Origin of the sequence: Rhodoblastus sp. 17X3, assembly GCF_030056575.1 — a bacterium.
In the GTDB taxonomy this organism is placed as follows: Bacteria; Pseudomonadota; Alphaproteobacteria; order Rhizobiales; family Beijerinckiaceae; genus Rhodoblastus.
In genome coordinates, this window is sequence record NZ_JASHHX010000015.1 from 1 (window position 1) to 12,849 (window position 12,849).

The 12,849-nt window shown below is 61.3% G+C and carries 9 protein-coding genes; 7 read left to right on the forward strand and 2 right to left on the reverse strand.

Translation table 11 applies throughout. The annotated features are described in order from the left end of the window. Nucleotides 1-1,258, forward strand: a 1,258-nt coding sequence (locus tag QM467_RS13900) for an Ig-like domain-containing protein (RefSeq protein ID WP_283366936.1), incomplete at its 5' end; no start/stop codon positions are given. A gap of 1,261 nt (nt 1,259-2,519) precedes the next feature. Then, on the forward strand, nt 2,520-5,477 hold the full coding sequence (locus QM467_RS13905; RefSeq protein WP_283366937.1) for an autotransporter outer membrane beta-barrel domain-containing protein: 2,958 nt from the start codon (nt 2,520-2,522) through the stop codon (nt 5,475-5,477). Between the two features lie 729 nt (nt 5,478-6,206). Here the strand turns inward: QM467_RS13905 and QM467_RS13910 are convergent. Next, entirely contained in the window at nt 6,207-7,214 is a 1,008-nt protein-coding gene (locus tag QM467_RS13910; RefSeq protein WP_283366938.1) for a ribonuclease Z, read from the reverse strand. Nucleotides 7,215-7,236: 22 nt separating this feature from the next. On the opposite strand from QM467_RS13910, the gene QM467_RS13915 reads away from it, so the two are divergent. Next, nucleotides 7,237-7,497, forward strand: a complete 261-nt coding sequence (locus QM467_RS13915) for a hypothetical protein (protein WP_283366939.1) — start codon at nt 7,237-7,239, stop codon at nt 7,495-7,497. 259 nt (nt 7,498-7,756) lie between these two features. Continuing rightward, entirely contained in the window at nt 7,757-8,623 is an 867-nt protein-coding gene (locus tag QM467_RS13920; RefSeq protein WP_283366940.1) for a universal stress protein, read from the forward strand. Nucleotides 8,624-8,768: 145 nt separating this feature from the next. Here QM467_RS13920 and QM467_RS13925 read toward each other — a convergent pair whose 3' ends face one another. After that, on the reverse strand, nt 8,769-9,908 hold the full coding sequence (locus tag QM467_RS13925; protein WP_283366941.1) for a nicotinate phosphoribosyltransferase: 1,140 nt from the start codon (nt 9,906-9,908) through the stop codon (nt 8,769-8,771). Between the two features lie 291 nt (nt 9,909-10,199). Between QM467_RS13925 and amrB the strand changes: the two genes are divergently transcribed. The 3 genes from amrB to amrS are packed head-to-tail and all read left to right on the forward strand — an operon-like array spanning nt 10,200 to nt 12,647. Beyond that, nucleotides 10,200-10,994, forward strand: a complete 795-nt coding sequence (amrB, locus tag QM467_RS13930; protein ID WP_283366942.1) for an AmmeMemoRadiSam system protein B — start codon at nt 10,200-10,202, stop codon at nt 10,992-10,994. Next, on the forward strand, nt 10,987-11,571 hold the full coding sequence (gene amrA, locus QM467_RS13935) for an AmmeMemoRadiSam system protein A (RefSeq protein ID WP_283366943.1): 585 nt from the start codon (nt 10,987-10,989) through the stop codon (nt 11,569-11,571). The genes amrB and amrA overlap by 8 nt, the downstream gene beginning before the upstream one ends. Next, a complete protein-coding gene (gene amrS / locus QM467_RS13940) occupies nt 11,571-12,647 on the forward strand; it encodes an AmmeMemoRadiSam system radical SAM enzyme (protein WP_283366944.1) in 1,077 nt (358 codons plus the stop codon). Before amrA ends, amrS begins: the two co-directional genes overlap by 1 nt. Nucleotides 12,648-12,849: the final 202 nt, after the last annotated feature.

Sequence of the window (12,849 nt, forward strand, 5' to 3'; positions counted from 1 at the left end):
GACGGACGGCGGCACGCCGACGCTGACCATTACGGCGAGCCAGCAACTTAACGATGTGGGAGCGCTGGGCGTTATTTCTTCTCCGTATCAACTCTTGGTCGTGCCATCGGCCACTGCCCAGGAATCAAACTCTGGCCTGACAAACAACACCACCGATACGATTACGGTGACCGCGAGCGCCGCTATAGGCAACAGCATCGCCACAGTGGCGATATACGACGGCTCGATCTTCCTCGCCAACGCCACCGCGAGCGGTCTCGGGACCTGGAGCTACACTGCAACCAAGCTCTCCAACGGCGACCACGCCTTCCATGCGGTCGTGACCGACAGCGCCGGCAATACCACGACGACGGCACCGCTGCCGACGCTGACGGTTGATGCCGCTCCGCCGAATACCACGATCTCCGAGACGGTGACTTTATCATCCGCGACAACCTCGCCCTCCGTCAAAGTGAGCGGGGTTGCGAGCGATAGCTCGGGCGTCGCGTCCGTTTACATGAACGGCGGCTCCACGAACCTGCTCGGGGCAGGCGGCATTTGGAGTTATATGCAAAACAACTTAGCGAACGGAGTTCATCAGTACGTTGCGACGATTGCCGATGCACTCGGCAATACGACAATCGCGACGGGAAGCACCATTCAGGTCAACAACAATAGCAACGTCGCACTCAAGGGAACGGTCGGCGGCGATCAGGTGAATGTTTCTGCCGGCGGTGTGATTGTCGCAATTACAGATACGACCGGAGGCAACAACAGGGTGGCGTGGATTGCTGGCAACGGCAGCGTTACGATCAACGATGTTACCGGACATAACAACATCAGCCTGACCGGCGGGACGTGCAGCATCACGATTACTGACTCGTCGGGCGGATCAAATACCGTCTCGCTGAACACGAGCAACGACAAAGTCACCCTCAGTGATAAAGGTTCTGATGTCGTCAATGTCCTCGGCAGCAATGGAAATGAAACCTTGGTGTTCTCGACGCTGCCAAGTCAGGCTGACACCATCGCGGGTTTCAAGACCAACGACATCATCGGCTTCCTAAATGCTTTAGGCCTAATCGGCGTTGACAACAATTTGAATAACGGGCTTGCCGCACATGACGTTGGCTGGCTCTACAACGCGACGTTGAATGAAACGTTCGTTTATGCCAATCCAAGCGGGTTTAACGAGACGATCATGTCGACAACAATGCCGACATTAGCTCTGGCGGGCAATGTGGCGCTGAGCACAGGCAACTTTAAGTTTCATGTATGAGTTGAAACGCTATCGAGATCGCTAGGGCTTTCTCTAATACGATGGCCTGGCCGGTAGAAGCTCTGCTCGAAACGTGCGATGTTGATTGACTCTGGCTGCGGTGTCAATTGTATCTAAAAACTACCGGCCGACAAATTTAACGTCACTTAAAGTCGTCGCGTCGGTCATGATCTTTTGACGAACAGAATTGGCCGAACATTGCTCATTGTCATATCGCGGTGCAAGAAGGCGCAAGGCGACAAGTGCCGCTCGTGCTTTTTACGTTTTGCATGTGTTCTGGTATTTTTTCAAGACATCACTGTACCCCTTTTTGTTCTGACCGGGGGTACAGTGTTCTCCGGAAAAATACCATTTTCAGGCCGGGTCGTGGTTGCGACTTTCGCGATCGGTTCGCAAATCAAACGTTGGTGATGTGTGGCCAGCTATTCTACTCGCCCGCCCCATCGGGCTGCGCCGGTCGGTCATGATCCACCTACCGCGGAAAAATGGATGTTGAGGGTTGGGGAATATAGGGAGAAGGATGCCGGTCGAATCGTGGCCGGTCTGCTATCGGCTCGTTGCGGTCCTACGTCATGAAGGCCCCTCCGGCGGCTAACGCACACTCAGCGGACGTTCCGAATTCGAAATGAACCAGCGCTCGTGACCCTGAGGCGCCGGCATTTCGCCTCCGAAGACAAAAACCGCGTCGTGCTGGAGGTGCTTCGCGGCGAGGAAAGCATCACCGACCTTTATCGACGAGTGCGTGGCGGCGTCCAAAAAATACGAGATCGAGCTTCCATGATCCATAGCCCTCTGATTTCAGGCTAAGTTATGGTTGCCTCGGACCGCCGGCTTGTCGAGTGGGGAAATAATGCTTCGAAGCAGCGCATATCGAATGATGGCAACGACAGCGCTGGCGCTCGTTCTACTGACGTGTTGGCTCGATTTGGAGAGCCGAGCTGATGGTGGCGCTGGCGGAGGCTTCCTCGGAAGCGGCGGAGCAGGCGGCAGCGGATTTACGGGTAATTCAGGCAACTCCGGCGTCACAGATCCTTTTAACAGGGGCACCGGCGGGGGTGGCGGAGGCGCAGGTGGCGGGAACGGCGGAAACGGAGGGGCCAGCCCCTTGGGGGGAGCTGGGGGAGCAGGCTCTAGTGGCGGCGCCGGCGGCGCTGGTGGCGCCGCGACAAGCCCCGATGGAAAAGGCGGAGGCGCAGCCGACCGCGACGGTTTCGGTGGCGGCGGTGGCGGTGGCGGCGGCTATAACGGCGCTAACGGCATCTTGACCGGCACCCCGCTTTTTGGCGGCGTCGGCGGCAATGGCGGCGACAGCGGTTTCGGTGGTGGAGGTGGGGGCGGAGCCGGCGGTTATGGGGCCGTTGTCACCGGAGCGGGCGCGATCGGCAATGCCAGCGCCTTAATCGGCGGTGATGGCGGCAACGGCGGCAACGCCGGCCTTCACGGTTCTGGCGGCAACGGCGGTGACGGCGGTATAGGCGTGCAGGTCACCATGAATGGGACGATATTAACCAACTCGGGCTCGTTCACCGGTGGGAATGGTGGCATCGGTGGTTTCGTCTTCTTCGGTGGTGGAGGCAATGGTGGCAACGGCGGAATTGGCGCGTTGATCGAGGGCAACGGGGCGACATTCGTAAATACTGGCATCGTAGGCGGTGGAAATGGCGGCAAACAGGGTGCCTCTCCCAAAGGGGGGAACGGGATTGGCGGTAGCGGCGGTGTGGGCGTGCAGTTCTCCGGAAGCCAAGCAACATTCATCAATTCCGGTACGGTGATCGGCGGCAGCGGCGGCGTAAACATCAGCGGAATGGGACTTTCATCGCCGGGCAGTGACGGCGGCGTTGGCGTGTCATTCGTCTCGAACGGGGCAACCCTCTCAAATTTCGGAACGATCGTCGGCGGGACTGGCGGAGGCGGAATGTTGCGCAATGGCGATGGCGTCGCTGGCGTACTGTTCAAGGCCAGCGGCGCGGCATTCGCCAACTTCGGAATGGTCACAGGGGGCAATGGCAGCGGCGGCAACAGCAGCAACACCAGTGGCAGGAACGGTGGCGCGGGCGGGATCGCTGCGCAATTCAACGCAAGCGAGGCGACCTTTGCCAATTCAGGTTCGATCGCTGGAGGTAACGGCGGCAGCGGCGGAGGTAATTTTTTCGCTGGCGTTGGCGATGGAGGCCCTGGTGGCATAGCCGTTCAGTTCGGAACGAGCGGGGCGACATTCACCAATTACGGCAAGGTCACCGGCGGCACCGGCGGTTCCGCGAGCATCGGCGCTTCGGGTCCGGGCCTGAGCGGCGCGGGCGGCGTCGGAATAGTCGGAAACGGCCTCGCAGTTGTTAACAGCGGCGCTATAAGTGGCGGACTCTCGGGCGACGGCCTAACGCGTGCGAACGCCATCACATTCACCGGTGGAACAAATGTCTTGGAGCTGTGGAGCAGGTCTACAATAGTCGGCAATGTTGCCGCGTTCGGTGCGGGTGATAGTTTGCGATTGGGAGGATCAGGGAACGCGAGCTTCGACGTGAACCAAATCGGCTCGCAATATACTGGCTTCGGTAATTATCAGAAGATCGGCAACGGTGCCTGGACCCTCATCGGCACAAACACTCTTGCCATGCCTTGGAAAGTGCAAGACGGCGTGTTGGCGATCAATGGATCAATAACGAACGCTGCATTCACTGTGGTGGGCGGGATACTCGGTGGCAATGGAACAGTCTTCGGCATCGTCGTCCAAAGGGGCGGAACTGTCGCTCCCGGCGTCCTCGCGCCTTATTCGACTCTCAGCATTGCAGGCGCGGCGAGCTTTGAGCCGGGCTCGATCTTCATCGTCAACGTGAATGCTGCCGGTCAGAATGACAAACTCGTTTCGGGCGGCGCAACGAATCTATCCGGCGCGAGCCTGCAAGTTGTCGCGGCCGGTGGCTCCTACACGCCTTCGACCCGGTACACGCTGATTACCGCCGCCGGCGGGCTGCACGGCGCGTTTGCATCGTTTTCGACCACTGCGAACCTCGCGTTTCTTTCGCCGACCGTTACCTACGACGCCAATGACGTCTATCTCGGTTTCGTCCCGCGCGTCGGCTTTTCTTCGGTGGCGCTTACGGTCAACCAGTTCAGCACCGCGACCGCGCTGCAGGCGCAGCCCGCTGGTTCGACCCTGTATGATGCGATGATCGGCCAGACGGCATCCGGCGCCCGTCAAGCCTTCAACGCCTTGTCTGGCGAAATACACGCCAGCGCGATGTCGGCGGCCGTCGAGGATATGCGCTTGCCGCGCGAGGCCGTCCTCGACCGTCTCACAAGGCCGTATGGCGCGTTTCAGGCCAACGGGTCCACTCCCTTCATGGCCAGCGCCGATTTCGGCGCCAAGGACCTCACGCACGTCTGGGCCACTTGGGGGCAGGCCTTCGGATCGAGCGGCCACATTTCCGGCGACGGCAACGCCGCCTATTTAAATGACAGCCTTGCGGGCTTCATCTTCGGCGCCGACGCCACGATCGACAGCCATTATCGCTTTGGCGTCGCGGCGAGCTACACCCATTCGGACTTGAGCGATCCGCAGCGGTACAGTAGCGGCCGCATCGACAGCACGTCGATTGGCTTTTATGGCGGCACGAGCCAGCAGGCGCTTCAATTACGCGGCGGCGCCTTCTATACGTTCAATCGTTTCAACACGATGAGCAACGTCGCCTTCCCCGGCTTCTATACAAGCGACAGCTCCGGCTACAACGGCAACATCCAGCAAGCTTTCGGCGAGGCGGGCTGGCGGGTCGCGCTGCCTGACAGTTATAGCCGCTCGAGCTGGGTCGAGCCCTTCGCCGGGATGCTGGGCATGCGGCTTAATACGGATTCCTTCTCGGAATCGGGTTTCGCGGCGGCGCTCAACGGCGCCTCCGGCGGCTATGGATTCGCCGCCTCGACGCTCGGCGTGCGCGCGGAGGGAAACTTCCTTGAAAGCGCACCCGTCACGTTCCACTCCATGTTGGGCTGGCGTTATGTCTTTGGCGCGCTAAATCCGGCGGCATCTTTGGCGTTCGCCAGTGCGCCGACGGTTCCTTTCACCGTCTATGGCGCGCCGATTGCGCGTAACGCCCTCGCGGCGGAAGTCGGCGCGGACTGGCGCGTCGGCCCCACCGCAGTGCTGGGAATCTATTATTCGGGCCTGATTGGGGGAGGAACCAGCGACAACGCGGTGAAGGGCAAGTTCGAAATGGCGTTCTAGCGCGGATCCGGGCAAGAAGTGCGACGAGCCGCATTGCCCCGCCAAAGGTGGACGGAACGCTTTTTGTCGGCCGGGAGCCGGTCTAGACCGGGCTATAATATGCGGGATCGTCGATCTGGGTCCGCCTTCGCCAGATTTTCCAAGGCCCGCGGATCACCGATTTCGGCCCGGATCCTTTCACCTTGTAGTAAAAAACGCGGAAGCCTCGCGAGAGATTTTCTGGGACCACGCCGCGTGAGGTGGCCAATGTCGTATACGATAGACCGATGCAGCCCGTTTTTGAGCAGCCAGCAAAATAGCCATTCTAATATCGGCTACTGATTTGATTCTGTTTTGCGACCATCCGCATAGCCGGCGTTCATACGCACGTAGAGGTCTGTCCAGGCTGCGGGCGTCGGTGGCGGGATATAGTGCTGCTATTGGCGCAACCCTGCCGTCGCGTCTCGGTCAGTTCTCGGTCCCAAACCAGACCTTCGGCCTTTGACCGCTCTCCGCCGGTGGCGGCCATTGCCGACTGACGGGAACCGGCTCGGAAGCGACATTCCCGGCGTCTGCCACGGATGTCTCATGTCGACCCAAACGAGACTGTCGAGCCCCTGTCGCGATGGTCTCATCATAACTCGCAATCCGTCATTCTGACGCTTTCCGCCCGAGGCCACCGCCCCATCATCAACCGGCTGCCGATTTGCGTCAGCGGATAAACCATCATGTGGCTTCGACCTCGAGGTTTCATCCGCCGAGAAAAGCTTTTTGCGCCTCCACCGTCAGCAACTCGCCTTGTTCCTTGTAACGGGGCGAATGGTGCAGGGTGACGAGGCGCTTGGCTCCGGCCTTGCGGCCGAGCCAGCCGGCCTGGCGCGCGGTGAGATGGCGACGGTCTGCGGCGACCGCGCAATCGGCGTCCAGGAACGCCGCCTCGATGAAGAGGATATCGGCATCGCGGGCGAGGGCGACGATTTTTCCTTCATTTTCCGGCGTGAAGGCGCAATCCACGACATAGGCGATCTTGCGGCCGGGTCCGGCTTTCAGGATCTCCCGCTTGAGCAGGCCGAGCGGCAGCGTCGCGGGGCGTCCTACGGCGTCGAGCCAGTCGACTTGTATAGGCGAGTCATCGCTGGTTTCGCCGAGGACGGCGTCCTTGAGCCTGCGCAGCCAGGACCCCACCGCAAGGCCCAGGCTCGCGACCTTGCTGCGCAGGATATTGAGCTCCATCCGTTCCTGTAGGGTGAAGCCGAGAACGGGTATGCCATGATCCAGCGTGGAAGCTCGGACCAGAAAGTCCGGCTCGCGGATCAAGATGCCGTCGTCATATTGAGGACATTCGCAGTCGGCCCGGACGAAACGCGATCGCCCCTGAAACTCCGCCGCGGACATAAAACCCGTCTCATCGACATCGATGACGCGAATGACCAGATTGCCGTCATAGCCCTCGACAAGATTCCAAGTATAGGCCTTCAGCTTGTGCTCGACCGCCTCGATCATGCCGGGCGGGCCATAGATGCGTAAAGATTTTTCCCTGCCGATCAGAAGGCGGAGAAGCGAGTCGAAGCCGGCAAAATGGTCCATGTGGCGATGGGTGACGAAAACCTCGCCGACCCGCAGAAGCTTTCGCGGCGAGACATTGGCGTGGTCGCCGAGATCGAAAAGCACCGCCCGGCGCTGGAAGACCAGGTCGACATAAAGTCCGGCGTCGCCGAAGCGATCATTGACGAGTTGAGGATCGAAATGGCGGGGCATGGTTTCGGGGCCACGAGCGCAAATGCGTGTCGAAAAGCTTGACGGACAAATCCACTATCAGGCCCGGACACGGCCTCGCGCAATTATTTCTCGCCATGTCGCCGCATCGACAGTTTGTAAAACGAAGCCGAACGGCGTGGAGGCCTGCCATTGCCGCGGCGAGGCGATGGATATTTTGCTCGCACAGATAAGATCGTCCCGCCGCACAACCATCGCCGAGTCCGTTCGCGTGCAGTTGGATAAGGACGGCGGCGCTCCGGGCGCCGCGCCATCCGCCGTCTGATCGACGCCGGGCCACATCTTGCCTTCTCAACGGCATAGCAGGCGTCGACTTGCGAGATTGTCCGCCTCCGCCAGCCGCGACCAGCGCCCGATCTCCGCCGCTACTTCGTTCTGCGGCGACGTGGTCGCGGGACAGGCGTTTCCACGGGGCGCTGTCTATGTATACGGTTGTGGGCCGCGCGCCTGGCGTGCATGAATGGTGGAAATCGCGGGAAATGTCCGGTGCCGACGAGCCCGCCACGCCTTTTGGGAGAAATGTCATGGGGATCAAAGACATCCTCGTTCACCTCGGCGCCGGCGGAAGCGCGGAATCCGCGAACGCCCTCGCCTTGACGCTCGCCGAGCGCGCCGGCGCGCGCGTGACGGCGGCGGCGGTCGTCTTCGATTTCCCGTATCCCGCGCCCGAGCCGACCAGCACGACTCCCGATTGGGGTTTCATCGACTATGAGGCATTCGCGAAAATCCGCGAAACACGTCGGCGCGACGCTGAAAAATCTTATGAAGCCTTCGCCTCGTCCGCGCCGAACCAAGCGGAGATGGAATTTGTCCTGATCCAGGCTTTTCGGGAAAAGGCGCGCGACGATTTCGCGCGGCTGGCGCGGCATTTCGACTTTCTCGTCATCGCGGCGGGCGGCGATTGGAACGCGGCAGAGCCGGATGGGGGCGAGGACCGCGCCGATCTGATATCAAGCGCGCTTTTCGGCTCCGGCCGGCCGCTTTTCATCGTCCCGCCGGCGCCGGCCGCCGGCGCTCGGCTCGACAAGGCCCTGGTTTGTTGGGACGGCGGGGCGCAGGCGGCCCGCGCCCTCGCCGAATCGCTGCCGCTGCTCGCCGGCGCCAGGGAGGTCGAGGTGACCTGCGTCACTGGGGAAGGCGAAAGTTCGAAGAAACTGCCGGGCTTCGGGATCACCCGGCATCTGGCGCGACACGGGATTGCGGCGACCCTGCGGGAAATCGCCGCCTCGAACGACGTTGGATCGACGATCCTCGACCATGCGCGCGAAATTGGCGCGGATTTCCTGGTCATGGGCGGCTATGGCCATTGGCGGGTGACCGAACTCATCCTCGGCGGCGCGACACGAACGATACTCGCCGCCTCGCCCATTCCGGTCTTCATGGCCCATTGAAACCACTCTGCGAATGGGCCCCAGGACTCTCCCCTAAACCCGAGGGACAAGGGATCTCAGGTCAATTGGCTGTTAGATTGGCGAAAACCAGCGCGCGGCAATGCCCTGGAGCTCAAGAAACGAAACTCCGAGCAGACCGGGTTGCTCAGGCGTAGCAATGCAATTGCGCCGAAAGCAGATATCGCCGATCGGCGACGCCATCCTGCATATGCCGGAAAACCTGCTTTCGGCCCGGCAAGGTCAACCTTTTTGGCGAAAGCTTCATCCGGCCGGCGTCGGCATATTCCGTCAGCTTGTAGGAAATATCCAGCGAAGGCGCGTCATCCGGAACGCTCATGTCGGTGCCGACCCCAAAAATATCGATCGGCGCGCCCGCCTGAACCAAGGCGTCGACTTTCGTTTCGTTCAGGCCGCCGCTGGCGACGATCTTCATGTCGGTGAGGCCCGCCGCATCCAGCAAGACGCGGGACGCGCGCGACAAGTCGAGGAGGTCTCCGGAATCGAGGCGGATCCCCACGGGGCCGCGTTCCGGCCCGAGCTTTTGCCTGAGCGCGACGGCGTTGCAGACGCCCCGCAGCGTGTCATAGGTGTCCACCAGAACAATCGACCGCGGATAAAGTTCGGCGAAGGCCGCGAAGGCTTCCTCCTCGCTGGCGAAGGCTTCGACAAAACTGTGAGCCATCGTTCCCGCGACAGGAAGATTGTAACGCGCGCCAGCGGCCAACTGCGAAGTGCCTTCGACGCCTGCGATCGCGAAGGCGCGCGCCCCGCGGATCGCAGCCTCCTCGCCCTGGGCGCGGCGGGCGCCGAAATCCATTACCCTCCGACCGGCGGCGGCCTTGACGACCCGATAGGCCTTGGAGGCTAGAAGGGTCTGCAAGCCGATGCGGTTGAGGACCAGGGTCTCCAGGACTTGCGCCTGGCCGATCGGCGCGCGGACTTCGAGTATCGGTTCGTTGACGAAAAACGGCGTTCCTTCGGGCAGACCGAAAATATCGCCCATGAAGCGGAAGCTCCGCAGCTTCTCCAGGAAATCCTCGGGGAAAAGATTGAGCGAGCGAAGATAACGCTGATCTTCCGACGAAAAATGAAATCGCTCAACATCGTCAAGTAGCTCGTCGAGTCCGCAGGCGATGAAAAAATTACGCTTTTTCGGGAGCTTGCGGATATAGACGCTGAAGACGGCCTCGCCGTCCATGCCGAGCGCGTCATACGCGCGCAGCATGGTCAGCTCGTAAAGGTCGGCGAAAAGGCCGCCCGCCCCAATCGGCCGCGGTTCTCGCAAGCGCATGTCCAGGGACCTCTAGGATCTCTGAACAAGATTGGATGTTTTTCGCCTGTCCGGCAATCGCCTCATGCTCTTTCGATTCGAAAAGGCGCAGCGGGACCTCGTCCGCTGAGCATCCGTTAAACGACGGACAGGACGCAGGGCTCAAAAAAACGCTGGCGCGTTTCTCATTTTGAAGCGCCGCGGCGTCTCCCGGAACGGCACCGCAGCCTTAAAATCGGCGTTGGCGTTCCCATATATGGCGCCAACGGGAAGCAGGAAGCTTCCCCTTTCGAGGAACAAGGATCCGTGATTCGTCCGCCCGCCGTCGCCGGGATGTTTTATCCCGCCGACGCCGTCATGCTTCGGCAAGCTGTGACGCAGCTGCTTGGACCATCGGGGTCGCCGGAAGAGGGCGAACGGCCCAAGGCTCTAATCGTTCCGCACGCCGGCTATGTCTATTCGGGCCGGGTCGCCGGGGCGGCCTATGCGAGGGTGCTTCCCTACGCGGAAAACATTCGGCGCGTGATCTTGCTCGGCCCCGCACACCGGGCGCCGGTCCGTGGATTGGCGCTGCCCGAGGCCGACCGCTTCGCGACGCCCCTCGGCGAGGTTTCGATTGACCAGGACGCGGTTCGCCGACTTGCTGCGACGCCGCGGGTGGCGGTGAGCGCCGCCGCGCACGCCCTCGAACATTCGCTCGAAGTCCAATTGCCCTTTCTGCAGAGCATCCTGCGCGATTTTACCCTGGTCCCGCTGGCCGTCGGCGATGCGACGGCGGAAGAAGTCGCCGAGGCGCTCGATATCCTGTGGGGCGGGCCCGAAACCCTGATTGTGATCAGTTCCGACCTGTCGCATTACCTACCCTACGCCATGGCCCGGCGAACGGATCAAGACACGATGGAAAGAATCCTGCGCGGCGAGTTGCTTCACAGCCATAAGCAGGCCTGCGGCGCCTTGCCGATCAACGGGCTGCTGCTGGCGGCGCGCCGGCGGCGGCTGACGCCGAAGCTCATATCCCATTGCAATTCCGGCGACACTGCCGGCGACAAGCAAAGGGTCGTCGGTTATGCCGCCATCGAATTTTCGGAACGCCATGACTGAAGCCGCCGTCACTCTCGAAGATCGCGGCCCCGTTCTGCTCGGCCTCGCCCGGGCGGCCATTGCGAGCGCCCTGGGCCGGGTAGGCCGCGCCGATCGTTCCGCGCCCTGGCTGCGCGAAAAGGGCGCCTGTTTCGTCACCCTGACCCAAGACGGCAATCTCAGCGGCTGCGTCGGCAGCATCGAGGCGCATCGTTCGCTGCTGGAAGATGTGACGGCCAATGCGCGCGCGGCGGCCTTCGCCGATCCACGCTTTCCGCCGCTCGGGGGAGAGGCGCTGGAGCGCGCCCGAATCGAGGTTTCGCTGCTGTCGCCGACGCAGCAGCTGCACGTATGTTCTGAAGCGGAAGCGTTACAGCAGATCAGGCCGCATCTCGACGGCCTCGTGCTGCAGTGGGGACGCCATTGCGGCGCCTTTCTGCCGCAGGTCTGGGAAGCTCTTCCCGATCCCAGCGACTTTCTCGCCCATCTGAAGCGCAAAGCGGGATTGCCCCACGATTTCTGGGTGAACGACCTCCGCCTTTACCGATATTGCGTCACCAAATGGAGCGAGCCTGAAACCGGCCAGGTAGAGCAATAATGTCAGAATTTCACCCCGCCCATTACTGGCGCAAGACGGAAGACGGCCGCATCCAGTGCGACCTCTGCCCGCGCGACTGCAAATTGCACGAGGGCCAGCGCGGCGCCTGTTTCGTACGGATGCGCGATGGCGACGAAATGGTTCTGACGACCTATGGACGCTCGTCGGGATTCTGCATCGACCCGATCGAGAAAAAGCCGCTCAATCATTTCTATCCGGGTTCGAGCGTGCTGTCCTTCGGCACGGCGGGCTGCAACCTCGCATGCAAGTTCTGCCAGAACTCGGACATCAGCAAGGCGCGCGACATGGATCGGCTGATGGACGAGGCCTCGCCCGAAGCCATTGCCGAAGCCGCCGCCCGCTATGGCTGCCGCAGCGTCGCGTTCACCTATAACGATCCGGTGATCTTCCTCGAATACGCCATGGATGTGGCCGACGCCTGCCATGCCCGCGGCATCAAAACAGTCGCCGTGTCAGCCGGCTATATGCACGATCAGGCGCGGCGCGATTTTTATGCGAAGATCGACGCCGCCAATATCGACCTCAAGGGCTTCACCGATGATTTTTATTTCAAGCTGACGAGCGCCCATCTGCAGCCCGTGCTCGAAACGCTGCTTTATCTGAAGCATGAGACCGACGTCTGGCTGGAGCTCACTACACTGCTGATTCCTGGAAAGAACGATTCCAACGAGGAGTTGGCAGCATTGTCGCAATGGGTGGCGCGCGAACTGGGGCGGGACGTTCCGCTTCATTTCTCGGCGTTCCATCCGGATTACAAGATGCTCGACACGCCGCCGACGCCCCCCGAAACTTTGCGCAGCGCGCGAAAAATCGCCATGGAGGCGGGCCTCGACCATGTCTATCTCGGCAATGTCCACGACGCCGCCGGCGACACGACCCTCTGCCCTAACTGCCACGAGCCCCTGATCGTGCGCGACTGGTATCAGATCAAACGTCACGCCTTGGCGCAGGGTGGGTTCTGTCCGCGCTGCGGCGTCGCCATAGCCGGCCATTTCGACGAATCCATCGGGAATTTCGGTCGCCGACGGATTCCTGTCGCCATCGGAAGGCGTTGAAATCATAGGCCCGCTGCAAAAGGCGCGCATCCCGGTCGATTGCGCTACGAAATGCGTCTAGAAGACGAAACTTCGTTCGCGAGCAGCGCGCGTGCGGCGCCAACGTATAGCGATGAGGAAAAGCCGAAGCCTGACCTCGTGCGCGAAATGTGCTTTCGAAACAATGTCTGCTTAGCGACCAACAGCAAACCATACGCCTAAA

Bases quoted from the DNA above. Each gene is read 5' to 3' on its own strand.
- QM467_RS13910 (WP_283366938.1), bottom strand. From the start codon at position 7,214: ATGCCCCGCCATTTCGATCCTCAACTCGTCAATGATCGCTTCGGCGAC.
- QM467_RS13915 (WP_283366939.1), top strand. From the start codon at position 7,237: ATGCGTGTCGAAAAGCTTGACGGACAAATCCACTATCAGGCCCGGACA.
- QM467_RS13920 (WP_283366940.1), top strand. From the start codon at position 7,757: ATGGGGATCAAAGACATCCTCGTTCACCTCGGCGCCGGCGGAAGCGCG.
- amrA (WP_283366943.1), top strand. From the start codon at position 10,987: ATGACTGAAGCCGCCGTCACTCTCGAAGATCGCGGCCCCGTTCTGCTC.
- amrS (WP_283366944.1), top strand. From the start codon at position 11,571: ATGTCAGAATTTCACCCCGCCCATTACTGGCGCAAGACGGAAGACGGC.